The 22,822-nt window shown below is 73.1% G+C and carries 14 protein-coding genes and 1 pseudogene; 4 read left to right on the top strand and 11 right to left on the bottom strand.

The features are described 5' to 3' along the window. Positions 1-248: 248 nt before the first annotated feature. Positions 249-1,970, top strand: coding sequence for a tetratricopeptide repeat protein (locus tag ACNAVT_RS04125; RefSeq protein ID WP_416292967.1), 1,722 nt, complete (start codon positions 249-251; stop codon positions 1,968-1,970). Between the two features lie 65 nt (positions 1,971-2,035). Here the strand turns inward: ACNAVT_RS04125 and ilvC are convergent. The 4 genes and pseudogenes from ilvC to ACNAVT_RS04105 all read right to left on the bottom strand — a co-directional run. Beyond that, a pseudogene (ilvC, locus tag ACNAVT_RS04120) lies at positions 2,036-3,067 on the bottom strand (ketol-acid reductoisomerase); the annotation flags it as partial. 69 nt (positions 3,068-3,136) lie between these two features. Beyond that, positions 3,137-3,652, bottom strand: coding sequence for an acetolactate synthase small subunit (gene ilvN / locus ACNAVT_RS04115; protein ID WP_416292966.1), 516 nt, complete (start codon positions 3,650-3,652; stop codon positions 3,137-3,139). Beyond that, positions 3,652-5,538, bottom strand: a complete 1,887-nt coding sequence (locus tag ACNAVT_RS04110) for an acetolactate synthase large subunit (RefSeq protein ID WP_416292964.1) — start codon at positions 5,536-5,538, stop codon at positions 3,652-3,654. Before ACNAVT_RS04110 ends, ilvN begins: the two co-directional genes overlap by 1 nt. A 182-nt stretch (positions 5,539-5,720) precedes the next feature. Next, positions 5,721-8,186 (bottom strand): putative bifunctional diguanylate cyclase/phosphodiesterase, encoded by a 2,466-nt coding sequence (locus ACNAVT_RS04105; RefSeq protein ID WP_416292962.1) that lies wholly within the window; start codon positions 8,184-8,186, stop codon positions 5,721-5,723. 84 nt (positions 8,187-8,270) lie between these two features. Here ACNAVT_RS04105 and ilvD point away from each other — a divergent pair, with 84 nt between their 5' ends. Together ilvD and ACNAVT_RS04095 are read left to right on the top strand one after the other, a co-directional pair. Then, positions 8,271-10,118, top strand: coding sequence for a dihydroxy-acid dehydratase (gene ilvD / locus ACNAVT_RS04100; RefSeq protein WP_416292960.1), 1,848 nt, complete (start codon positions 8,271-8,273; stop codon positions 10,116-10,118). Between the two features lie 84 nt (positions 10,119-10,202). Then, entirely contained in the window at positions 10,203-10,913 is a 711-nt protein-coding gene (locus tag ACNAVT_RS04095; RefSeq protein WP_416292958.1) for a hypothetical protein, read from the top strand. A 31-nt stretch (positions 10,914-10,944) separates the two neighbouring features. Here the strand turns inward: ACNAVT_RS04095 and ACNAVT_RS04090 are convergent, their stop codons facing one another. The 6 genes from ACNAVT_RS04090 to ACNAVT_RS04065 form a co-directional block, all read right to left on the bottom strand. Then, complete coding sequence (locus ACNAVT_RS04090; RefSeq protein WP_416292957.1) at positions 10,945-12,597, bottom strand: SulP family inorganic anion transporter; 1,653 nt, start codon at positions 12,595-12,597, stop codon at positions 10,945-10,947. Next, positions 12,594-12,932: an ArsR/SmtB family transcription factor gene (locus ACNAVT_RS04085; RefSeq protein WP_416292955.1), complete on the bottom strand. Its 339-nt coding sequence runs from the start codon at positions 12,930-12,932 to the stop codon at positions 12,594-12,596. The genes ACNAVT_RS04090 and ACNAVT_RS04085 overlap by 4 nt, the downstream gene beginning before the upstream one ends. A gap of 283 nt (positions 12,933-13,215) precedes the next feature. Then, the gene (locus ACNAVT_RS04080; RefSeq protein WP_416292953.1) at positions 13,216-15,672 is read right to left on the bottom strand and encodes a glycoside hydrolase family 2 protein; all 2,457 of its coding nucleotides are present in this window, start codon (positions 15,670-15,672) and stop codon (positions 13,216-13,218) included. Then, entirely contained in the window at positions 15,669-16,571 is a 903-nt protein-coding gene (locus ACNAVT_RS04075) for a carbohydrate ABC transporter permease (protein ID WP_416292951.1), read from the bottom strand. Before ACNAVT_RS04075 ends, ACNAVT_RS04080 begins: the two co-directional genes overlap by 4 nt. Then, complete coding sequence (locus tag ACNAVT_RS04070; protein WP_416292949.1) at positions 16,568-17,581, bottom strand: carbohydrate ABC transporter permease; 1,014 nt, start codon at positions 17,579-17,581, stop codon at positions 16,568-16,570. The genes ACNAVT_RS04075 and ACNAVT_RS04070 overlap by 4 nt, the downstream gene beginning before the upstream one ends. 107 nt (positions 17,582-17,688) lie before the next feature. Then, positions 17,689-18,972: an ABC transporter substrate-binding protein gene (locus ACNAVT_RS04065; RefSeq protein ID WP_416292948.1), complete on the bottom strand. Its 1,284-nt coding sequence runs from the start codon at positions 18,970-18,972 to the stop codon at positions 17,689-17,691. 380 nt (positions 18,973-19,352) lie between these two features. On the opposite strand from ACNAVT_RS04065, the gene ACNAVT_RS04060 reads away from it, so the two are divergent. Continuing rightward, complete coding sequence (locus ACNAVT_RS04060; protein WP_416292946.1) at positions 19,353-20,372, top strand: LacI family DNA-binding transcriptional regulator; 1,020 nt, start codon at positions 19,353-19,355, stop codon at positions 20,370-20,372. 30 nt (positions 20,373-20,402) lie between these two features. Here ACNAVT_RS04060 and ACNAVT_RS04055 read toward each other — a convergent pair whose 3' ends face one another. Then, entirely contained in the window at positions 20,403-22,712 is a 2,310-nt protein-coding gene (locus ACNAVT_RS04055; RefSeq protein ID WP_416292944.1) for a putative bifunctional diguanylate cyclase/phosphodiesterase, read from the bottom strand. Positions 22,713-22,822: the final 110 nt, after the last annotated feature.

Below are 22,822 nucleotides of genomic sequence, written 5' to 3'. Positions count from 1 at the left end.
ATGCGGTCGGCCTGGCGCGTCGGGACGCCGCGCTGCGCCCTGCGCTGATCCGTGCCTTGGCCGTCAGGTGCCGGCTACGCACCTATCAGGGATCGTAGGGCGCACCCCGGCCCGCATGTCCCGGAGTGTGGGGTGAGGGCCCTCACACACTCGTGCCGCAGGTCGGTCATCCCCCGTTCACCCGGTTCCCGCACTTGCAGGGCACCAGTACAACGAAGGCCGGCGCCCACGCGGGGAAAGGAACGGCCTTGTTACCTGGTGTCCGTATCGCGCTGCTGCGCCGGCTGGCCCGGCACGCCCCGCTCCGGTACGAGCCGCGGCTGGCCGAGGCGTTGGTCACCCGGTCCCAGCAGGTGAGCATCCGACCCACGTTCATCGCCCGGCGCGCGGCCGCCGCCGAGGAGGCGGTGGCGCTCTATCGCCGGCTCGACGGCGATCAGCCGGGCCGGCACCGCGTCGGGCTCGCCCGGGCGCTGGTCGCGCAGGCCGCCATCCCGGACGACCACACCGTGGCCTCCGCGATCGCGCAGGGACGCGAGGCGATCGGCTACGTCGAGGACACCGACGACCGCGAGGCGCTGGTCGTCCTCGCCGAGGCGCGCAGGCTCGTTGCCGCGTCGCTGCACTTCACCGGCTCGACCCGGGAGGCGCTGCCGTTGGCGCTCAGGGCCCGGGCGACCTGGCTGAGTTGCCGACCGGTCGGAGCCGGCGAGCGGATGGGGCTGGCCCGGACGCTGATCGTGATCGGGGACTGCCGGGCCGTGCTGGGCCGGCCGGAGGAGGCGCTGGCCGCCCACCAGGAGGCGATGGACCTCTACCGGGCGCTGCCCCTGTTCAGGCAGGCCCGCTGGGCGCCGACGGGGCACGCGGCGGCGACCGGGCTGGCGGCGAGCCTGGCCGCGGTGGAGCGCTGGGAGGACGCACTCGTCGTCGCCGAGGAGGTCCGCGCCGAACTCGAAAGCCCGCTCTGGCTGCGTTTACAGCCCCGGCAGGCCCGTACGGCACTGGGCCGGCTGCTGCGCACAGTGGCGGATTGCCGGGAGGGGCTCGGCGAGCCGGAGGCGGCAATCCGGACGGCGGAACAGGCGGTCGCCCACCAGCGCTGGCTGGTCGAGGCCAGCCCGCCCGCTCACCCAGCGGGGCTGGCCGACTCGCTGCACGTCCTCGGCACGCTGCTGACTCGGGCCGGCCGCCGGGACGAAGCGACCGACCGGCTCGCCGAGGCGGTGGACCTGGCCCGGGGCATCGACGACGACGTCATCCTGGCCCGCGCCCTGCTCGACCTGTCCGACCTGCACATCGAGACGGGCCACCAGGCGGCGGTCGAAGCGCTGCTGGCCGAGGCGGTCCCGCTCTGCCGGACGAACGCCGAGGAGCTGCCGGAGGTATGGCGTCCCCGGCTGGCCCACGCGTTGGCGGTGACCTGCGCGCTGTGGGCATTCCCCCCACCGCCCGGAGCGGTCGCCCGGGAACCCGTCACCCCGGACGGGGAGACGGCGAGCGGCAACGCCGCGGACGCCCTGGCGGCCGGGCGGGAGGCGGTGGAGCTGGCCCGGACGCTGGCCGGCGCCGACGGGCGCTACCGCGACCTGCTGGCCGGCTGCCTGTTCGGCCTCGAACGGGCGGTCAACGGCGTCGGGGACCCGCTCGGCGCGAGCGAGCTGCTGCGGGAGTGCGTGTCGATCCGCCGCGAACTCTTTCGCGGCGATCCGGCGAAGCACCGGCTGAGGCTGGCCGAGGCGCTGGGCAACCTGGGGAACCGGCTGCACGTCCTCGACCGGTGGGACGAGGCGGTGGACGCGCACCGGGAGTGCGTCGCGCTGCTGCGCGACGGCGGCGCCGAGATCCCGCCCGGGCAACTCCTGCGGCCCCTCCGCAACCTGGAGATCACGCTGGTGCGGCTCGGCCAGCACGACGAGGCCGGCCGGGTCGCCGACGAGATCGCCAGGATCGAGGAGGGCGCCGAATGACGGCGGTGGCCGCGCCCGGCGCCGGGGAGAGCGCCGGGCGCGGCCACCCGCCTTGCCGGGATCGCTCAGGCGGTCTCGGTGATGGGCCGGTCGACCCAGCTCATCATGGCGCGCAGCTTCTGCCCGGTCTCCTCGATCGGGTGCGCCGCGCCCTCGGCCCGCCACTTGGCGAAGTTCGGCCGGCCGGCCTCGTCCTCGGCCACCCACTCGCGGGCGAACTCGCCGGACTGGATCTCGCCGAGGATCTTGCGCATCTCCTCCTTGACCCGGGAGTCGATGACCCGGGGGCCGCGGGAGAGATCGCCGTACTCGGCGGTGTCCGAGATGCTGTAGCGCATCCGGGCGATGCCGCCCTCGTACATCAGGTCGACGATGAGCTTCAGCTCGTGCAGGCACTCGAAGTAGGCCACCTCGGGGGCGTAGCCGGCCTCGGTGAGCACCTCGAAGCCGGTCTGCACCAGCGCCGCCGCGCCGCCGCAGAGCACCGCCTGCTCGCCGAAGAGGTCGGTCTCGGTCTCCTCGGTGAAGGTGGTCCTGATCGCGCCGGCCCGGGTACCGCCGATCGCCTTCGCATACGCCAGGGCCAGCCCGAACGCCTCGCCGCTGGCGTCCTGCTCGACGGCGACCAGGCACGGCACGCCCTTGCCGTCGACGTACTGGCGGCGGACCAGGTGACCCGGGCCCTTCGGGGCGACCATCGCCACGTCCACATCGGCCGGCGGCTTGATCAGGCCGTACCGGATGTTGAAGCCGTGGCCGAAGAAGATCGCCTTGCCGGGGGCCAGGTTCGGCGCGATCGCCTCGGCGTACAGGCCCCGCTGGGCGGTGTCCGGCGCCAGGATCATGATGACGTCGGCCTCGGCCGCCGCCTCGGCCGGCGTGAGCACCCGCAGGCCCTGCTCCTCGGCCTTCGGCCGGCTCTTCGAGCCGGCGGGCAGGCCGATCACCACGTCGACACCGGAGTCGCGCAGCGACAGCGCGTGGGCGTGGCCCTGGCTGCCGTAGCCGATCACGGCGACCTTGCGGCCCTGGATCAGGCCCAGGTCGGCGTCGTCGTCGTAGTACACCTCAACGCTCATGACTTCCCTTTCGTACGGCGGTGCCCGGCGGCCCGTCGTGGACTTGTGCGGTGGTTCGGGCGGCGCGCGGCGCCGGTCCGGTCTGGGTCAGGCGGCGCGCAGCGCGGGGCCGGCGGTGATCGAGCGCGAGCCGCGCCCGATCGCCACCGTGCCCGACTGGACCATCTCCTTGATGCCGAGGGGTTCGAGGTCGCGCAGCAGCGCGTCGAGCTTGTCGGGGGTGCCGGTGGCCTCGATGGTCAGCGTGTCCGGGGCGACGTCGACCACCCGGGCTCGGAACAGGCTCACCGTCTCCAGCACCTGCGCGCGGGCGTTGCGGTCCGCGCGGACCTTCACCAGCAGCAGCTCCCGGGCCACCGCGACCTGCGGGTCCAGCTCGACGATCTTGAGTACGTTGACCAGCTTGTTGAGCTGCTTGGTCACCTGCTCCAGCGGGGACGACTCGGCGTTGACCACGATGGTGATCCGGGAGACGTCCGGGTTCTCGGTCTCCCCGACGGCGAGGCTGTCGATGTTGAAGCCGCGCCGGGAGAACAGCCCGGAGACCCGGGCCAGGACGCCCGGCTTGTTCTCCACCAGGACGCTGAGCGTGTGCATGGTCATTAGAGTTCGTCCTCGTCGAAGGCGGGGCGGACGCCCCGGGCGAACATGATCTCGTCGTTGCTGGTGCCGGCGGCGACCATCGGCCAGACCATGGCGTCCTTGCCGACCACGAAGTCGATGACCACCGGCGCGTCGTTGATCGCCATGGCCGCCTCGATGGTCTTGTCCACATCGGCGGCGTTCTCGCAGCGCAGGCCGACGCAGCCGAGCGCCTCGGCGAGCTTGACGAAGTCCGGGATGCGGTGCTTGTGGGTGCCCAGCTCGGTGTTGGAGTAGCGCTCCCCGTAGAAGAGCGTCTGCCACTGCCGGACCATGCCCAGGTTGCCGTTGTTGATCACGGCGACCTTGATCGGGATGCCCTCCAGCGCGCAGGTGGCCAACTCCTGGTTGGTCATCTGGAAGCAGCCGTCGCCGTCCACCGCCCAGACCGTGGTGTCCGGTTGGCCGACCTTGGCGCCCATCGCCGCCGGGACGGCGTATCCCATGGTGCCGAGGCCGCCGGAGTTGAGCCAGGTGTACGGCTTCTCGTACGAGATGAACTGGCTGGCCCACATCTGGTGCTGGCCGACGCCCGCCACGTAGATGGTGTCCGGGCCGACGATCTCGCCCAGCCGCTTGATCACGTACTGCGGGGAGAGGGTGCCGTCGGCCGGCTCCTCGTACCCCAGCGGGTAGCGCCTGCGCAGGTCGTCGAGCTGGGTCCACCAGTCGCCGAGGTCGGCGGCCGGCCGGGCCACCTGCTCGGTGCTGATGGCCGCGATCAGCTCGTCGATCACGTGCCGGGCGTCGCCGACGATCGGGACGTCCGCGTGCCGGTTCTTTCCGATCTCCGCGGGGTCGATGTCGGCGTGCACGACGGTGGCGTCCGGCGCGAACGAGTCCAGCTTGCCGGTGACCCGGTCGTCGAAGCGGGCCCCGAGCGCCACGATCAGGTCGGCCTTCTGCAGCCCGTAGACCGCGGCGACGGTGCCGTGCATGCCGGGCATGCCCAGGTGCTGCCGGTGCGAGTCCGGGAAGGCGCCGAGCGCCATCAGGGTGGTCACCACCGGGATGCCGGTCAGCTCGGCCAGCCGGCGCAGGCTCTCGGTGGCGCCGGCCTTGAGCACCCCACCGCCGACGTAGAGCACCGGGCGGCGGGCGGTGGCCATCAGCCGGGCCGCCTCGCGGATCTGCTTGCCGTGCGGATGCAGGGTCGGCCGATAGCCGGGCAGGTCGAGGGTGGGCGGCCAGGCGAAGATGGTCTGCGCCTGGAGCACGTCCTTGGGGATGTCCACCAGCACCGGGCCCGGCCGGCCGGTCGAGGCCAGGTGGAACGCCTCGGCCAGCACCTGCGGGATCTCGTCGGCGGTCTGCACCAGGAAGTTGTGCTTGGTGACCGGCAGGGTGATGCCCTGGATGTCCGCCTCCTGGAAGGCGTCCGTGCCGATCGCGGGCCGCGCGACCTGGCCGGTGATCGCCACCATCGGCACCGAGTCCATGTACGCGTCGGCGATCGGGGTGACCAGGTTGGTCGCGCCCGGGCCGGAGGTGGCCATGCAGACGCCGACCTTGCCGGTGGCCTGGGCGTACCCGGTGGCGGCGTGCCCGGCGCCCTGCTCGTGGCGGACCAGGATGTGCCGGACGGTGGAGTCGTAGAGCGGGTCGTACGCGGGCAGGATCGCGCCGCCGGGGATACCGAAGACGACGTCGACACCGAGCGCCTCAAGTGACCGCACCAGCGATCCGGCGCCGGAGACCTGCGCCGGGCCGGGCTGCCGTACGGCCGGCGCGGCCGGAACGGCCCCGTTACGGGGGGTGGAGGCGTGGTCGGCGTCACCGGCCGGCTCGGTGGCCGGACGGGCTCGCCGGGCGGCGTGGGCGAGGGTCTCTGGCGTGGGTCTCGTCATGGCGGTTCAGCCCTTCGGCTGGAGTGGGTGATGCGCTTCTCAGGGTGGAACGCGGGCGGTCCCGGTGAGGGTCAGACGGCAACAAAAAAGCCCACGTGCAGATGCACGGGGGCCAGCGCACTCTCGATCAGGGAGAGTGCGCTCAGGTAAGTACTCGCAGCGACCGGTTCGACGACATGGGACTAAGCCTGACGCATCTCACGCGATGAGTCAACTGATCCCACATTCTGGTTAACGGACGTCGGCGTGTCGGGCCTGGGCGCGCCCTCCACGGCCGGTGCCACCTGCGAAGATCCCTCCTCCGAGGGACGCGGCGCGGGGGCGTTCGACCGGAACCCGGGCAGCAGCGGCGGGCCGGGATGCACCGGTGGGGCCGGCGGGGCGGGCGGCACGGAGGTGGGACGCGCGCCCGGCGAGGTGGCCGCCTCCAGCATCGCCTCCAGGTGCTCGGCCGGCACGCCCCAGCCGAACAGCGCGCCCTGCCCGAACCGGCAGCCGGCGGCGACCACCGCGGCCAGTTCGGTGCGGGTGGTGACGCCCTCGGCGATCACCTCCAGGCCGAGCTGGTGCCCGAGGCGCATGACGATGTCCACCATCGGGGCGAACGCCGGGCCGTCCCGGCCGACCGGCCGAACCGGCTCGTGCTCCGCGACCAGACTGTGGTCGATCTTGAGGATGTCGATCGGCAGCCGGCGCAGCTGCCCCAGCGACGAGTAGCCCGCGCCGAAGTCGTCCAGCGCGATCCGCACCCCGGTGAGCCGCAACGCGGCCAGCCGCCGGATCAGCTCGTCCAGGTCGGTGGCGACCGCGTGCTCGGTGACCTCCAGCACCAGCCGCTGCGGTGGTACGTGGTGGGCGCGCAGGGCGTCGGCGACCTGCACGACGTACTCCGGAGCGTGCAGCTCCCGCGGCGAGACGTTCACCGACACCCATACGTCGTGCCCGTCGGCCAGCCAGCGGGAGAGCTGGAAGCAGGCCTGGTGCAGCACCCAGGCGCCCAACGTCGAGATCATCCCGCACTCCTCGGCGAGCGGGATGAACTCGTCCGGGCGGACATTGCCCAACTCCGGATGGTGCCAGCGGAGCAGCGCCTCCGCGCCGACCGGGCGGACCGACGGCAGCGAGGCCACCGGCTGGAACGCCAACCGCAGCTCGTCGCGCTCGATCGCGCCGCGCAGCTCGTGCTCGAGCGTGGTGCGCCGGCGCAGCAGTTGGTCGTACGTGGCGTCGTAGCGCTCGATCCGGTTCTTGCCGCGCTGCTTGGCGTAGCGCAGGGCCAGGTCGGCGTTGCGCAGCAGCCGCTCGACCTCGGTCTCCCCGCAGGTGCCGGCCACCCCGATGCTGACCGAGAGGAAGACCGGGCCGTCCGCCTCCTCGTACGGGCGGCCGAGCACCCCGAGCAGCCGCTCCGCGACCGGCCCGGCATCGTTCGCGCCGTGCATCAGCACCGCGAACTCGTCCCCGCCGAGCCGGGCGGCCAGGTCACCCGGGCGCAGGTTGCCGCGCAGCCGCCGGCCGACCTCGGCCAGCACCGCGTCGCCGACGTCGTGCCCGCGCATGTCGTTGACGTTCTTGAAGCCGTCCAGGTCCAACCCGAGCAGGACGCAGGGGACGCCGGCGTCGGCGCAACGGTGCAGCGCCCGCAGCAGCCCACGCCGGTTGGCCAGGCCGGTGAGCGGGTCGGTGTGCGCCAGCTCGCGGAAGTGGGCCTCCCGCTCGGCCAGCCGGCTGGCGTAGCCACGGACGTCGTTGAGGGCGAGATACTGCCGGGCCACCAGGGCGAAGCCCTCGACGCTGCCGGCGACGACGCCGAAGCCGTCGAAGCTGCCGCCCTGCACGAGGTGGTACATCGCCGAGGCGACCATGGCGAACATCGGGACGAAGGCGTACTCGCCGTCACGGCGGATCAGGTCGACGTCCACCTGCCCGAGCAGGTCGACCCGGTGCACCGCCACGGCGGTGGCCAGCAGGCCCGCGGCCAGCACTGCGGCACCGGTGACGGCCATCCCCGGGCCGGTCTGGCAGAGCCCGGCGGCCAGGCCCAGGCCCCCGCCGGTCACCCCGGTCCCCCCTGCCCCGAGCAGGGCGAGCCGGCCGCGCGGTGGGGCCGCCCGCAGCACCATGATCAGGGCCAGCCCGGCGGTGAGCGCCGCACTCAGCGTGGCCAGCACGATGGGCACGCAGGCCACCGGGGTCGGCTCGCCGAGCAGCCGGGTCGGCTCGCTGAAGGCCACCCAGCCGACGAACCACAGCGCGCTCGCCATGATCACACCGTCGAGCAGCAACCGGGCGGTGGCGGCCCGGGTGAGCGCGGCGCCGGGCAGGCGGAGCAGGACGGCGCAGAGAGCGAGCCCGCCGAGCGTGCCGCCCACCGAGACGAGGGTCGCCCAGCCGGTGCGCTGCCCCTGCCGGTGGGCCCAGTGGCCACCGGCGGCCAGCACGGCGGTCACCCCGACGAGGAGGCCGACCAGCGCGATCCCGGCCGCCACGGCGAGCAGCACGTGGGTCTGCCGGTGGGGCCCGACCCGCCGGCGGGCCGACGCCGCGAGCAGCGCGGTGGCGCCGGCGGCGACGAGCCCGCTCAGCACCGCGACGGCGACCACGCCCGGGGACGAATGCACGACCCCAACTGTGCCGGACGCCCGCATCTCCGGGGGTACCGGATGTGCAACTGTTGGGACACGAGCCGCGTGCCGGGGGCCTCCGGCAACGGCGGTGCCACACTGGTAGCCATGCCTGAGCTGCGGTCGAGGACATCCACCCACGGTCGGACGATGGCCGGTGCCCGGGCCCTGTGGCGGGCCACCGGGATGACCGACGACGACTTCGGCAAGCCGATCGTCGCCATCGCCAACAGTTTCACCCAGTTCGTACCCGGCCACGTACACCTCAAGGACCTCGGTGGCCTGGTCGCCGACGCGGTGGCCGAGGCCGGCGGGGTGGGCCGGGAGTTCAACACCATCGCCGTGGACGACGGCATCGCCATGGGCCACGGCGGCATGCTCTACTCGCTGCCCAGCCGGGAGCTGATCGCCGACGCGGTGGAATACATGGTCAACGCGCACTGCGCGGACGCCCTGGTCTGCATCTCCAACTGCGACAAGATCACCCCCGGCATGCTGCTGGCGGCGCTACGGCTCAACATCCCGACGGTCTTCGTCTCCGGCGGGCCGATGGAGGCCGGCAAGACCGTGGCGATCGAGGGCGTCGTCCACTCCAAGATCGACCTGATCGACGCGATGATCGCCGCGTCGAACGAGGCGGTCACCGAGGACCAGCTCGACCAGATCGAGCGCTCGGCCTGCCCGACCTGCGGCTCCTGCTCCGGCATGTTCACCGCCAACTCGATGAACTGCCTCACCGAGGCGATCGGCCTGGCGCTGCCCGGCAACGGGTCGACCCTGGCCACCCACGCCGCGCGCCGGTCGCTCTTCGTCGAGGCCGGCCGCACCGCGGTGGCGATCGCCAAGCGCTGGTACGACGAGGACGACGCGGCGGTGCTGCCCCGCTCGATCGCCAACCGGGCCGCCTTCGAGAACGCCGTGGCGCTCGACGTGGCGATGGGCGGCTCGACCAACACCGTGCTGCACCTGCTCGCCGCCGCCCGGGAGGCGGAGCTGGACTTCGGCGTGGCCGACATCGACGCGATCTCCCGCCGGGTGCCCTGCCTGGCGAAGGTCGCGCCGAACTCGCCGCAGTACCACATGGAGGACGTGCACCGCGCCGGTGGCATCCCGGCCATCCTCGGCGAGATGGACCGGGCCGGGCTGCTCAACCGGGACGTGCACGCGGTGCACTCGCCCGGTCTTCGGCAATGGCTGGCCGACTGGGACGTGCGGGGCGGCTCGGCCACGCCGGAGGCGGTCGAGTTGTTCCACGCCGCCCCGGGCGGGGTGCGCACCACCGAGCCGTTCTCCACCACCAACCGCTGGTCGTCGCTGGACACCGACGCGGCCGGGGGCTGCGTGCGGGACCGGGAGCACGCCTACAGCGCCGACGGCGGGCTGGCCATCCTGCACGGCAACCTGGCGCCGGACGGCTGCGTGGTGAAGACCGCCGGGGTGCCCGAGGAGTGCCTGACCTTCCGCGGATCGGCGCGGGTCTTCGAGAGCCAGGAGGCCGCCGTCGAGGGCATCCTCAACAAGTCGGTCGCCGCCGGGGACGTGGTGGTGATCCGGTACGAGGGCCCGAAGGGCGGCCCGGGCATGCAGGAGATGCTCTATCCCACCTCGTTCCTCAAGGGCCGTGGGCTGGGCCGCTCCTGTGCGCTGCTCACCGACGGGCGCTTCTCCGGCGGCACCTCCGGCCTGTCCATCGGCCACGTCTCCCCGGAGGCGGCCTCCGGCGGGCTGATCGCGCTGGTGCGCGAGGGCGACGAGATCGTCATCGACATCCCGGCCCGGTCGATCCACCTCGACGTGCCCGACGACGTGCTGCAGGCCCGCCGGGTCGCCGAGGAGAAGCGGGATCGCCCGTACACCCCGGCCGACCGGCAGCGGCCGGTGTCCGCGGCGCTGCGCGCGTACGCCTCGATGGCCACCTCGGCCAGCGACGGCGCCTACCGCCGCGTCCCCGAGTGAGGTGCGGGCCCCTGTAGGCGCGGGCACAGCAGGGGCACCTCGTGGTGCCCTTTCCCGGTAGCGTGCGGCGTCGTGGAGGCGACCATGAGCTACGCGCGACGGATCCGACCGGTCATCGACCGGGTCTACGTGGGCGCCCGCTGGGCGGCCCGCGCCCGGATGGAGGCGTTCTACGCCGAGCGGGGCGTGGACCTCGGCTACGAGAACTCCTTCTTCGCCGGGGCGCTGGCCCGGCCGATGCCGGCCGACGCCCTCGCCGACGCGCTGGCCTACACCAGCGGTGACATGAGCCGGGAGCTGGCCCAGGGCGTGACCAAGGTGGATGCCGAGGGCACCTGGCACCTCACCGAGCTGGGCCGGGAGCTGGCGCTGTTCGCGCAGCGGGCGACCGCCGAGGCCGCCGAGGAGCTGTGGTCCTCCAATCCCTCGATGCTGCCCGGCCTGGCTGCGGTGCCCCGGCTGGCCGAGCTGGTGGGCCGGGTGCTGGGGCACGGGCTGGCCACCGGCGGGCCGGCGTTCCGCGCCATGACGCCACCGTACGAGCCGGACGACGCCTCGCCGGCGATGCTGCTCATCACCCGGCTCGGCTCGCTGCGGCACCATCGTGCCGACGCGCACCGGGCGGCGTGGCGGGCGGCCGGGCTGACCGCCGCCGAGATCAGGGCGCTGCCCGACGGGCCGGAGCGCGCGGCGATCGAGTCCGAGACCGATCGCCGCGACGCGCCCGCGTACGGGGTGCTCACCGAGGACGAGCGCTGGGAACTGCTCGCCGGGCTCGGCGCCCTGCCGAGCTAGTGCGGTGTCCATGGGGACACCGCACTAGCAGCTAGCGGCCGGCCGCCGGCGCAGGCTCGAGGGCGATCGTGCGGGCGTACCGGATGGCGGCCGGGGTGTCCGGGAAGACCAGGCCCGCACGGCGCAGCTCGTCGGCCACGCCCAGGGCGTCCAGCACCTGGTCGTGGCCGGGGGTGATGCCGGAGAGCAGCACCACGATGCCGCGCGCCTGGAGCCGGTCGACGGCGTCGCCGAGCACCTGCGCGCCGGTGGCGTCCATGGTGGACACCCGGGACATCCGTAGGATGACCACCCGCACGTCGGCGACGTCGGAGAGTTCCAGCAGGAAGGTGTGCGCGGCGGCGAAGAAGAGCGGCCCGTCCAACCGGTAGGCCACGATGTGCTCGGACAGCAGGGCGTGTTCCTCGGCGCTGTGCTCGCCCGGGTCGAGCGGAACCTGTTCCAGCCGGGCGCTGCGGGCCACCGCGCGCAGGGCCAGGACGACCGCCACCGCGAGGCCGACCGCCACCGCGGTGACCAGGTCCCAGATCACCGTGACGGCGAAGGTCAGCACGAGCACGACCGCGTCGCCGCGGGTGGCCCGGGCGATCGCCCGGAGCGAGCCGGCCTCCACCATCCGGACCGTGGTGGCCAGCAGCACGCCGGCCAGCGCGGCCAGCGGGATCCGGCCGACCAGCGGGGCGGCGGCCAGCACGATCGCGGCGAGGGCGACCGCGTGGGCCAGCGCCGCCAGCTTCGAGGCGGCCCCGGCGCGGACGTTCACCGCCGTCCGGGCGATCGCGGCGGTGGCCGGGATGCCGCCGAACAGCGGCGACGCCAGATTGGCCAGGCCCTGCCCGAAGAGTTCCCGGTCCGGGTCGTGCCGTTGGCCGACGGTCATACCGTCGGCGACGGTGGCCGAGAGCAGGCTCTCCAGCGCGGCGAGCGCGGCGACCGCGAGCGCGCTGGGCAGCAGCACACCGACCGCGCCGAGGTCGAGGAAGTCGAGCGAGGGCGCGGGCAGGCTCTGCGGCAGGGCGCCGATCCGGACCAGGTCGACCGGGGCCAACTCGGCGAGGACCGTCGCGGCGGCCACGCCGACCAGGGAGAACGGCAGTCCGGGCCGCCACCGCGAGCCGAGCAGCATGAGTGCCGCGACGCCGAGGGCCACCGCGACGGCAACCGGTCGGGGATGTGTGACGAATTGCGCGACCGCGTCGGCGGCCACCGCCCAGACCTTGTCGCCGTGCGCGTCGGTGACCCCGAGCGCGGCGGGCACCTGCTGGAGCGCGATGACCACGGCGATGCCGGCGGTGAAGCCCTCGATCACCGGGGTGGGCAGGTAGCGGACGTACCGGCCGAGCCGGGCGAGGGCGAGGGCGATCAGCACCAGGCCGGCCATCGCGCCGACCATGAGCACTCCGCGGGCGCCGAAGCGCTGCACGACCGGCACCAGCACGACGGTCATCGCCCCGGTCGGCCCGGAGACCTGAAGGTTGGAACCGCCGAACACGGCGGCCACCGCTCCGGCGACCACGGCGGTGACCAGCCCGGCCTGCGCGCCCAGCCCGGAGGTGACGCCGAAGGCGAGGGCGAGCGGCAGCGCCACCACCGCAACGGTCAGCCCGGCGAGCAGGTCACGGCGGGGGGACCGGCGCACCGCCGCCCAGTCGGCCCGGCCGGGCAGCAGCCCGAGCACGTTCACCGGTCGGTCCCGGAGGCGCGCAGCTCGTCGAGGAGGGCGTCCCGGTCGGTGAGGACCGCGCCGAGGATCCGTCGTCCGGCGGCCAGCAGGTCGGCCACGTCGGGGGTGCTGAGGGAGTACATGACCAGCGACCCGTCCCGGTACGAGGTGACCATGCCGGCCCGGCGCAGCACAGCGAGCTGCTGGGAGAGGCTGGACGCCTCGACGTCGATGGCCGCGAGCAGGTCGCGGACCGGCTTCGGGCCGTCCTGAAGCAGCTCGAGCACCCGGATGCGGACCGGATGGCCGAGGGTGCGGAACAGCTCCGCCTTCGCCTGGTACAGCGGCACCGACATCAAGGTCCTCCCTAAAGCCTTGACGACTTTAGCACTTGCACAAATCTTCAAGTGGTGACGGCGCCCGCCAGCCCGCGTGCCGGCAGCGCACCAACCGCTACGAACTTGATGACGTGGACGATTCACCTCGATCGCACTGCGCCGACGACGGCCTCGGCGATTCGTCCGCGTCATCAAGTTTGCAGGCGGTCAGCGCCATCCCCTCGGCCAGCCGGTCAAGGGCGGCCCGAGGCCCCGGACCGACCGCCACGCGCGGCCCGTCAGCCGCCCGCCGGCCGGCCCCTCATGCCGCGCCGCTGGTGATGCCGTTCACGCAGCGCAGCACGGGGCGGGCGGTGAGGGCGGCCGGGTCGAGCGGCGCCGCCGCGGTGACGGTGAAGGTGACCGACTCCCCCGGCAGCAGGGTGACCAGGGCCTGGTCGACCTGGGCGGCCGGGTCCAGCCGGTCCGGGTAGAGGGTCAGGTCGCGCAGGACTGTCCGGGCGGTCACCCGGACCCGCTGGCCGTCGCCGGTCGGCTCGACCACGGCGTCCCACGCCGCCGCCGGCCAGTCGATCTCCCGGTCCTCGGCGAAGAACCACAGCGCCCGCTCCGCGGTGTCACCGGCCTCCGCGACCAGCAGCTCCCGCCGGGCCTCGTCCGGCCGCGCCAGCTCCGCCGGCAGCGCCAGCACCACCGAGGAGTACGCGGGGACGTCGAGGTCCACCGAGGTCTTCGCCCTCGGCTCCCCGGCCAGGGTGAACCGGGTGACCGTGGCCGGCGCGCGCCACGCCTCGCCGGCGTCGTTCACGGCCACCAGGGCCAGCCCGCCATCGCGCGGCTGCACGGTGAGCAGCCGGTCGGCGTACGCGCGGCGCAGCGCGTACCAGAGCGGCTTGCGCCGGCCGTCGCCGTCGACCGCCGCCCAGGAGGTGACCGGCCAGCAGTCGTTGAGCTGCCAGACGATGGTGCCCATGCACACCGGCCGGTGGGATCGGAAGTGCTCGACGCCGAGCTGGATGGCCCGGGCCTGGTTGACCTGGGTGAGGTAGTGCCAGTCGTCGAAGTCGGTGGGCACCGGCAGATGCGCGTCCAGTCCACGCCGGAGCTTCCGGTCACCGTCGATCGCCTTCTGATGGTGGGCCATGCCCGGCGAGTCGTGCGCGAGCGGTTCGTCGGAGAGGGACCGGCGCAGGGTCGCGTACGCCGGGGGCGCCTGATAGCCGAACTCGGCGACGAAGCGCGGCACGTACTCCCGGTATCTCAGGTAGTCGTCGGTGTTCCAGACGTCCCAGATGTGCATGGTGCCGTGGGCCGGGTCGTTGGGGTGCACGTCCTCACGGCCGGACCAGGGGCTGCCCGGCCAGTAGGGCCGGGTCGGGTCCAGCTCGCCGACGATCCGGGGCAGCAGCTCCAGGTAGTAGCCGCGCCCCCAGGTCCGCCCGGCGAGGGGCTGCTGCCAGTCCCAGTCGTGCCAGCCCCAGATGTTCTCGTTGTTGCCGGTCCACAGGACCAGCGACGGGTGGGCGGCCAGCCGGGTCACCTGTTCCCGCGCCTCGGCCTCGACCTCGGTGCGGAACGGCTCCTCCTCCGGATAGGCGGCGCAGGCGAAGAGGAAGTCCTGCTGCACCAGCAGGCCGAGGGAGTCGGCCAGCTCGTAGAAGTCGTCCGACTCGTACCGGCCGCCGCCCCAGACCCGCAGCAGGTTGGCGTTGGCCCCGATCGCCTGGTCGAAGCGTTCGACCAGCCGCTGCCGGGTGGCCCGGTTGGGGAACGCGTCGTCGGGGATCCAGTTCACGCCCTTGACGAACACCGGCACGTCGTTGACGTGCAGCGTGAACGGGGTGCCGTACGCGTCGGGGGTGGTGTCGAGGCGTACCGAGCGGAAGCCGATCCGGCGGGACCAGGCGTCCAACTCCCGCCCGTCGGGGGCGCGGAGGGTGACCTCGAGATCGTGGAGAGCCTGCTCGCCGTACCCGATCGGCCACCACCGCCGCGGGTCGCGGACGGTGAGGGCCGTCACGGCCGTGCGCTGCCCCGGCGCGACGGTGACCTCGGCGGCGGCGCCCGCGACCGTGGCGTGCACGGTGACCGGCACCTCGGCGGCCCGCTCGACCTCGACGTGCAACTCGACCCGGCCGGTGCCGCCCTCGACGGTCGCCAGCGGGCGGACCGTGACCAGCCGGGCGGTCGACCAGGCGTGCAGCCCTATCTCCTGCCAGATGCCCGCGGTGACCAGGGTGGGACCCCAGTCCCAGCCGAAGTTGCAGGCGATCTTGCGGATGAAGTTGAACGGCTCCGGATACGCGTTGGGCCGGTCACCGAGCCGCTCCCGGTGCGCCTCGGCATAGCGGTACGGCGAGCCGAAGCGGACGGTCAGCGTGTTCGAACCGGGCCTCAGCAGCGACCCGACGGCGAACCGGTAGCCGCGGTGCTGGTTCTCGGTGCGGCCGACCTCGGTGCCGTTGAGCGTCACCGTGGCGACCGTGTCCAGCCCGGCGCAGACCACGTCCACCCGGTCGTCGTCGCCCGGCCGCCAGGCGAAGGTGGTCTCGTAGACCCAGTCGGTGCGCCCGATCCAGCCCAGCCGGGTCTCGTTGTCGTCGGGGTACGGGTCGGGGATGAGGCCGGCGGCCAGCAGGTCGGTGTGCACGCAGCCGGGTACGGTGGCCGACACCGCCCGCCCGGCGACCTCCGGCGGTACCTGCGGACCGGGTACGGCCCGCAGGACCCAACCCTCGTGCAACGCCCGCCGGCTCACGACTTCACCGCGCCTTCCATGATGCCGCGGACAATCTGTCGGCCACCGATGAACAGCATCACCAGCAGCGGAACGGTGGCGACGAACGCGCCCGCCAGCACCCGCCGGTAGATCACGTAGTTGCCGCTGGCCAGGTCGGACACCGCCACCATCGAGGTCGGGTAGTCGGTGCCGCCCAGCGTGATCAACGGCCACTGGAAGTCGTTCCAGGTGGCCACGAAGATGAGCAGGCCGAGCACCGCCAGGGCGGGACGGATCGCCGGTAGCACGATGGTCGCGTAGATCCGCATGGTGGTGGCGCCATCCATCCGGGCCGACTCGACCAGCTCGTCGGGCACGCTGTTGACGATGAACTGCCGCATGTAGAACACGCCGAACGCGCTGACCAGGCCGGGGGCGATGACCGCGAGCAGGGTGCCGTTCCAGCCGAGCTTGCCCATCACGATGTAGAGGGCGACCACCCCGAGCTGGTTGGGGACGGTCAGGGTGAGCACCACGAAGAGCATCAGCGCGTTGCTGCCCTTGAACCGGAGCTTGGCGAACGCGAAGCCGGCCAGCGAGCAGAAGAAGAGCACCGAGGCGGTCACCACGGTCGAGACGATGACGCTGTTGACCAGCGAGGCGGCGAAGTAGACGTCCTGCAGGGAGAAGACCTCCCGCAGGTTGACCAGGAACTGGTCGCCGGGGACCACCGACGGGGGGAGCTTCGCCAGCGCCTCGTCGGTGCTGGTCGCGATGACGAACATCCAGTAGAGCGGGAACGCGCCGAACAGGAACGTCGCGGCCAGCAGCAGATAGGTCCAGACGCCGGCCGCCGTGTCCTGCGGGGCCCGTCCCATCAGCCGCGGGCGGTTCCGCCTGCTCGGCGGGGTGGGCGGCGGCGCGGTCACGGCGGTCATTTGCGCCCTCCCGACAGTCGGTTGGTGAGCAGGGTGTTGACGCCGGCGACGATCAGGATGATGAGGAACAGCGCCCAGGACATCGCGGCGGCGTAGCCAAGGTCGAGGTCCTTCCAGCCGACCTTGTAGATGAGCTGGGCGATGGTCTGCCACTCCCTGCCGGCACCGCCCGTGGCGGCCTGCGCGTTCAGGTCGAAGAGCATCGGCTCGATGAAGAGCTGGAACCCGCCGATGGTGGAGAGGATGACGGTGAACAGCACCACCGGGCGGATCATCGGCACGGTGATCCGCCAGAGCTGTTTCCACGGGCTGGCGCCGTCGATCGCCGCCGCCTCGTAGACGTCGCGCGGGATGGACTGCATCGCGGCCAGGTAGAGCAGGGCGTTGTAGCCGATCCACTTCCAGTTGACCATGGTCGCGATGGCCATCCAGGAGTGCAGCTTGTCGGCCCGCCAGTCGATCGGGTCGTCCCCGCCGCCGATGCCGAACAGGCCGAGCACCCAGTTGGCCATGCCGAAGTCGCGGGAGAAGAAGACGCTGAAGACCATGGTCGAGGCGACAATCGGCGTCACGTACGGCAGCAGCACGGCGACCCGCCACCAGGTCTGCGCCCGCAGCTTGCGGTTGAGCAGCGCGGCGACCACCAGCGCGAGCAGCAACTGCGGCACGGTCGAGAGCAGGAAGATGCCGAAGGTGTTGTAAAGGGCGTTCCAGAAGTACTCGTCGCCGAAGAGCTTGCTGAAGTTGTCGAAGCCGGCCCAGTACGGCAGCGTCGGGTCGTCGAGGCGGTAGTTGCGCAGCGCGACCACGCCGTTGAAGAGCAGCGGGAAGAGCCCGAACACGATGAACAGCAGGAAGAACGGCGCGATCATCAGGTACGGCAGGTAACGCAGGTCGAAGCGGTACAGCCGGTCGCGCCAGGTCAACCGTTGCCTGCCGCCCCCGCGGCCGCGCTCCGGCGCGGCTCGGCGGCCCGACGACGGTGTGGCTGCGGCACGGGTGGTGGACATCGGATCACTCCAGGGCCGAGGTGGTGACGGGACGGACGGTGACGGAGCGGGCCGGTGCCCCGCTCCGTCACCGGTGCTGCACAGGAGTCACTGCGGCGGAGCCGCCGTCAGGAGCTGGCCGCCTTCTCCGCCGCCTTGACCGCCGCCGCCCAGGCGGCGTCCGGCTTCAGGCTCTTGTTCTGCACCCGGCCGATGACGTTCTCCACCTCGACCCGGGTCGGGCCGTTCTTCTTGCCGAGGTACTGCGGGGTCAGGCCCTGGGCCATCTTCGGGAAGATCTGCCCGACCGGCGCGTTGTTGAAGAACGGGTTCTTGAAGTCGGCGATCGCCGGGTCGGCGTAGAGCGCCGGCTGCGAGGGCAGGTTGCCGACCTTCTTGAAGATCTCGATCTGCTGCTCCGGCTGCACCAGCCACTCCAGCAGCTTGTACGCCTCGTCGACGTGCTTGCCCTGTTTGGGGATGGTCAGGAAGGAGCCGCCCCAGTTGCCGCCGCCCCCCGGCACCGCGGCGATGTCCCACTTGCCCTGCGTGCCGGGCGCGGTGTCCTTGATGTGGCCGAGCATCCACGCGGGGCAGGCGAGCACGGCGAACGACCCACTGGTGAAGCCCTTGTCCCAGTCGGCCTGGAAGCTGGCGAGGTTGGCCGAGAGCCCGGCCTGGATGGCCTTGATGGTGTAGTCGAAGGCGACCTTCGGGCCGCCGTCCATCTGCAGCTGCTCCTGCTCGTTGTAGAAGCCGACCGGCTGCTGGCCGAGGATCGGGTTGAACATGTTGCTGCCGGCGTCGATGAACTTCTTCTTGCTCTTGGCGGTGTACTGCTGGCCGACCTCGATGAACTTGTCCCAGGTGGGCCAGAGGGCGGAGACCTGGTCCCGGTCGGTGGGCAGGCCGGCGGCCTTGAACAGGTCGGTCCGGTAGCACATGGCCAGGCCGCCGACGTCGGTGCCGAGACCGATCTGGGTCTTGCCGTCGGCCGACAGCGACTGCTTCCACTTCCAGGGCAGGTACTTGCTCTCGTACGAGCCGGCGCCCTTGTCCAGCAGGTTGACGAACTTGTCGGACTGGCTGCGGAACTGGACCATGAAGCCTTCGTCGATCGCGGCGATGTCCGGGGCGCCGGAGCCGGCGACCAGCTTCTTCTGCAGGTCCTCGTGCTGGGCGTTGTATTCGCCGGAGTTCAGCTGGATCTTGACGTTCTTGTGCTGGGCCTCGTACTTGGCCTTGAGATCCTGGAGGCCGAAGTCGCCCCAGAAGTTGATCTTCAGAGTGATCTGACCGTCGCCCGAAGCCGAGCCGCCGGTGGTGCTCTGTCCGCTGCACGCCGCGACCATGACCAGGCTGACGGCACCCACGGTGACCGCCCGGGCCCAGTGCGTCCAGGACCGCTTCATGTCATCCTCCGCGCCGAATGGGAACGCTCCCAAGATCGAGAAACGTTGACTGAACCGGATAAGTGAGCACACCGTACGGGGCACCCTCCGGACTGTCAACGGTCAGTCCGCCGCGAGACGCCTCGAACGACCTCCGACCATTGTGGGAGCGCGACCATGCGTGGTGAAGCGCTTTCCGGAGCAGAATCGTGAGGCGGGCTCTGGTGGAGAACGCCGGACGGGGCCGTACGCTTAACCGGGCAAGTGACGGGCTGTCCCGGTCAGCCCCAGGCCCGCCGCGCCGACCGCCGGTCGGGCCCGTTGCAGTAGCGTGACGGCCGCCGGTCACCCCCGGCGGCGCAGGAGCCCCCGCGGGGCCGGACAACTGGAGGAGCACGCCGGTGAAGCGGCCGACCATCGCCGACGTCGCCCGACGGGCCGGGGTCTCCAAGGGCGCGGTGTCATACGCCCTGAACGGGCAGCCCGGCGTGTCGGAGGCGACCCGACAGCGCATCCTGGCGATCGCCGCCGAGATCGGTTTCAGCCCGAGCAGCGCCGCCCGGGCGCTCTCCGGCGCCACCGCCAACGCGGTCGGCCTGGCCCTGTGCCGGCCGGCGCGGACGCTGGGCATCGAACCGTTCTTCATGGGGCTGATCAGCGGCGTCGAGGCCGAACTGTCCGCCCGCTCCTACGCCCTGACCCTCCAGGTGGTCGCCGACCAGGAGGCGGAGATCGCGGTCTACCGCCGGTGGTGGGCCGAGCGGCGGGTGGACGGCGTCCTCGTGTGCGACCTGCGTACCGACGACCGACGGGTGCCGGCGCTGGAGGAGCTGCAACTGCCGGCTGTGGTGATCGGCGGCCCCGGCCACACCGGCAGCCTGGCCAACGTCTGGTCCGACGACGCGGCAGCCCTGGTGGAGACCGTGGAGTACCTGGTCGCGCTCGGGCACCGGCGGATCGCCCGGGTCGGCGGGCTGCCCACCCTGCTGCACACCGAGATCCGTACCGACGCGTTCACCGAGGTGTGCCGGCGGCTGGGGCTGGACGACGCCACCACGGTCTGGTCGGACTACACCGGGGAGGAGGGCGCCCGGGCCACCCGCCGGCTGCTCAGCTCCGCGAACCGGCCCACCGCGGTGATCTACGACAACGACGTGATGGCGATCGCCGGGCTCTCGGTCGCCCAGGAGATGGGGCTCGCCGTCCCCGGCGACCTGTCCATCGTGGCCTGGGACGACTCCCCGCTCTGCCAGCTGGTGCACCCGCCGCTGACCGCCCTCGGCCGGGACATCCCCGGATACGGCGCACACGCCGCGCGGCAGCTCCTCGCCGTGATCGGGGGCGAGCCGGCCGCCGGCCTCCAGGACGAGACCGCTCACCTCACCCCGCGCGGCAGCACCGCACCCCCGCGGAGCCGGTGAACTGGTTCGGCCCGCTGCTGGACGACCCGCTCAGCGGGGTGCGGCGCCGAACTCCTCGAACCATGCCTCGACCCGCTCGGCGGTGGCGGGGCGGGCGAGGGCGAAGCCCTGGCCGTAGCGGCAGCCGGCCCCGCGGGCCTCGGCGACCTGGGCGTCGGACTCCAACCCCTCGACCACCACCTCCAGGCCGAGCCGGTCGCCGAGGCTGGCCACCACGGCGATCAGCGGAAGCTGCCCGTCGGGAGCCGGCCCGACCAGGTGCGAGCCGACCTTGAGCAGGTCGATCGGCAGCCGGCGGAGCTGGGCCAGGGAGGCGTGCTCGGCGCGGAAGTCGTCCAGCGCCGTCCGCACCCCGAGGGAACGCAGACCGGCGAGCCGGGCCACCATCGTGGGCAGTTCGGCGACGACCGCCGGCTCGGCCACCTCCACCACCAGCCGCTCAGGGGACACACCGTACGCGGCCAGGGCGGCCGCCGCGCGAGCCACGAAGTCCGGCGCCGCCAGCTCGCGGGGAGTGACGTTCACGGCCATCCACAGCTCTCGGCCCCCGTCCGACCAGTCGGCGAGCTGCCGGCAGGCCCGGTCGAGCACCCACCGCCCCAGCTCGCCGAGAAGGTCCAGGTCCGCCGCGACCGGCACCAGCTCGTCCGGCAGCACGGTGCCCAGCACCGGGCTGCGCCAGCGCAGCAGGGCCTCGATGCCGACCGGCTGCCGGTCGGCGAGGGCCAGCACCGGCTGGTAGACCAGGTCCAGCTCGCCCCGGGCGACCGCCCCCGGCAGCTCCCGTTCCAGGTCCAGCCGGCGGACGAGCTGCTCCTCCAGGTACGCGTCGTACCACTCGACCCGGTCCCGGCCGAGCTGCACCGCACGCCGCCGAGCCAGGTCGGCCTGGCGCAGCACGTCCTCCGGGTCACCGCCGGTCGTCTCGGCCAGCCCGACACTGACCCGGATCCGCGTCACCCCGCCGGTCCCCGCGTACGGCTCGGTCAGTGCGGTCAGCAACCGGCCGGCCAACGCGTACGCGACCACCGGCCCGACGTCGGTGAGCACGGCGAACTCGGCGTCGGTGAGGCGGGCCACCAGGTCGTCGGGGCCGCAGCCGGCCCGGAGCCGCCGGGCGACCTCGCCCAGCACGGGCTGGTCCACGGCCGGGCCGTCGTCGGCCCCGACCAGGTCGACGACGAGCAGGGCCCCGCCCTCCCGCCGGGCCAGCCCACGCAGCAGGCCGCCCCGGTCGGCCAGCTCGGCGGGCGGGCCGACGGTGGCCCGCTGGTCGCCGGCCAGGGCGCGCAGCCGGGCCTCACGCGCGGCCAGCCGGTCGGCGCAGCGCCGCTGGTCCGCGGCGGCGAGCACCTCGCGGAGCACCATCGGCGGGATGATCCCCAGCCCCAGGGCGATCGCGGGCGTGTCGAACTCCCCCACCGTCCAGAGGTGGTGGCCGGCGGCGAGCGCGGCGATGCCGGCGGGCGCGGTCAGCACGGGCAGGGCGGCCGGGAAGCCGTCCGGCCGGGGCCGCTCGCCGGCCGCGTGACGTCGGGCGCCGGCGACGGTGAGCAACGCGCCGGCCAGCAACGGGGGCGCGACGGCCAGACTGGCCCGGTCCGGAGCGCCGTAGGCGAGCAGCACCACGAGGAGGGCCAGCCCGGTGAGGGTGGCCGCCGCTCCGGCGAGGCAGCGCGCCGCGCCCGGCCGGCGGCGCCGGTCCGCCAGCGCGGTCACCAGCAGCGCCGCCACTCCGGTCGCGCCTGCGATGCACGCGGTGCCCGCCGTCGGTGGCACCGGACCGGGCGGCAGCAGCATCCAGGCCGCGAAGAGCAGACTGACGCCGAGGCCGACGGTCTCGACGGCCCGGCGGAGCCGCTCGGCGGCGGTGCGCCAGGAGTGGCCGGGGAGCCGGAGCAGTGCCACGGCGTACAGCGGGGCGGTGACGGCGAGGCCGACCAGCGCGACCGGCGGCCGGTGCGGCGAGTCGGTCAGCGGCAGTACGGCGACGGTGAGCCCGGCGGCCAGCACGGCCGCGTCGAGGGTCGCGACGCCCCGGCGGGACGGTGCCCGGGCCCGCCGACCGGTCGGCGGCGATCCGCCGCCATCGGTGCCGGGGGCCGGCTCGGCGGCCAGGAGCCGGTCCGGCTCGGCACCGGCGGGCGGAGCGCCGGCCAGCCGGGCGAGCCGGACGCAGGCCAGGGCACAGCCGCCGGCGACGGCGAACGCCACCGCGGCCAGGGCCGGGACGAGGCCGGCGGCCCCGGCCAGCACGACCAGCGCGCCGGCGAGCGGCACGACGAGATCGGGCAGGGGTGGTCGGCGGCGTGGACCAGGGCACGAGTGGGTGACGGTCACGGCGATCGCCTTCGCGAGGGGGCACGGGGGCGGTGCGGTTGCGGAGCGGTGTGCGGGGCCAGCGGGTGGATCGATGAGCGGCGACGGGTGTGGACGACGCCGGTGTGGAT

It is taken from the genome of Micromonospora sp. SL4-19 (assembly GCF_047921475.1).
Classification (GTDB): Bacteria; Actinomycetota; Actinomycetes; order Mycobacteriales; family Micromonosporaceae; genus Micromonospora.
This window is presented reverse-complemented; position numbering and strand designations above follow the sequence as displayed.

Coding starts and splice junctions, on each gene's coding strand:
- ACNAVT_RS04095 (WP_416292958.1), top strand. CDS start 10,203: ATGAGCTACGCGCGACGGATCCGACCGGTCATCGACCGGGTCTACGTG.
- ACNAVT_RS04110 (WP_416292964.1), bottom strand. CDS start 5,538: ATGACGAGACCCACGCCAGAGACCCTCGCCCACGCCGCCCGGCGAGCC.
- ACNAVT_RS04065 (WP_416292948.1), bottom strand. CDS start 18,972: ATGAAGCGGTCCTGGACGCACTGGGCCCGGGCGGTCACCGTGGGTGCC.
- ilvD (WP_416292960.1), top strand. CDS start 8,271: ATGCCTGAGCTGCGGTCGAGGACATCCACCCACGGTCGGACGATGGCC.
- ACNAVT_RS04105 (WP_416292962.1), bottom strand. CDS start 8,186: ATGCGGGCGTCCGGCACAGTTGGGGTCGTGCATTCGTCCCCGGGCGTG.
- ilvN (WP_416292966.1), bottom strand. CDS start 3,652: ATGACCATGCACACGCTCAGCGTCCTGGTGGAGAACAAGCCGGGCGTC.
- ACNAVT_RS04070 (WP_416292949.1), bottom strand. CDS start 17,581: ATGTCCACCACCCGTGCCGCAGCCACACCGTCGTCGGGCCGCCGAGCC.
- ACNAVT_RS04075 (WP_416292951.1), bottom strand. CDS start 16,571: ATGACCGCCGTGACCGCGCCGCCGCCCACCCCGCCGAGCAGGCGGAAC.
- ACNAVT_RS04085 (WP_416292955.1), bottom strand. CDS start 12,932: ATGTCGGTGCCGCTGTACCAGGCGAAGGCGGAGCTGTTCCGCACCCTC.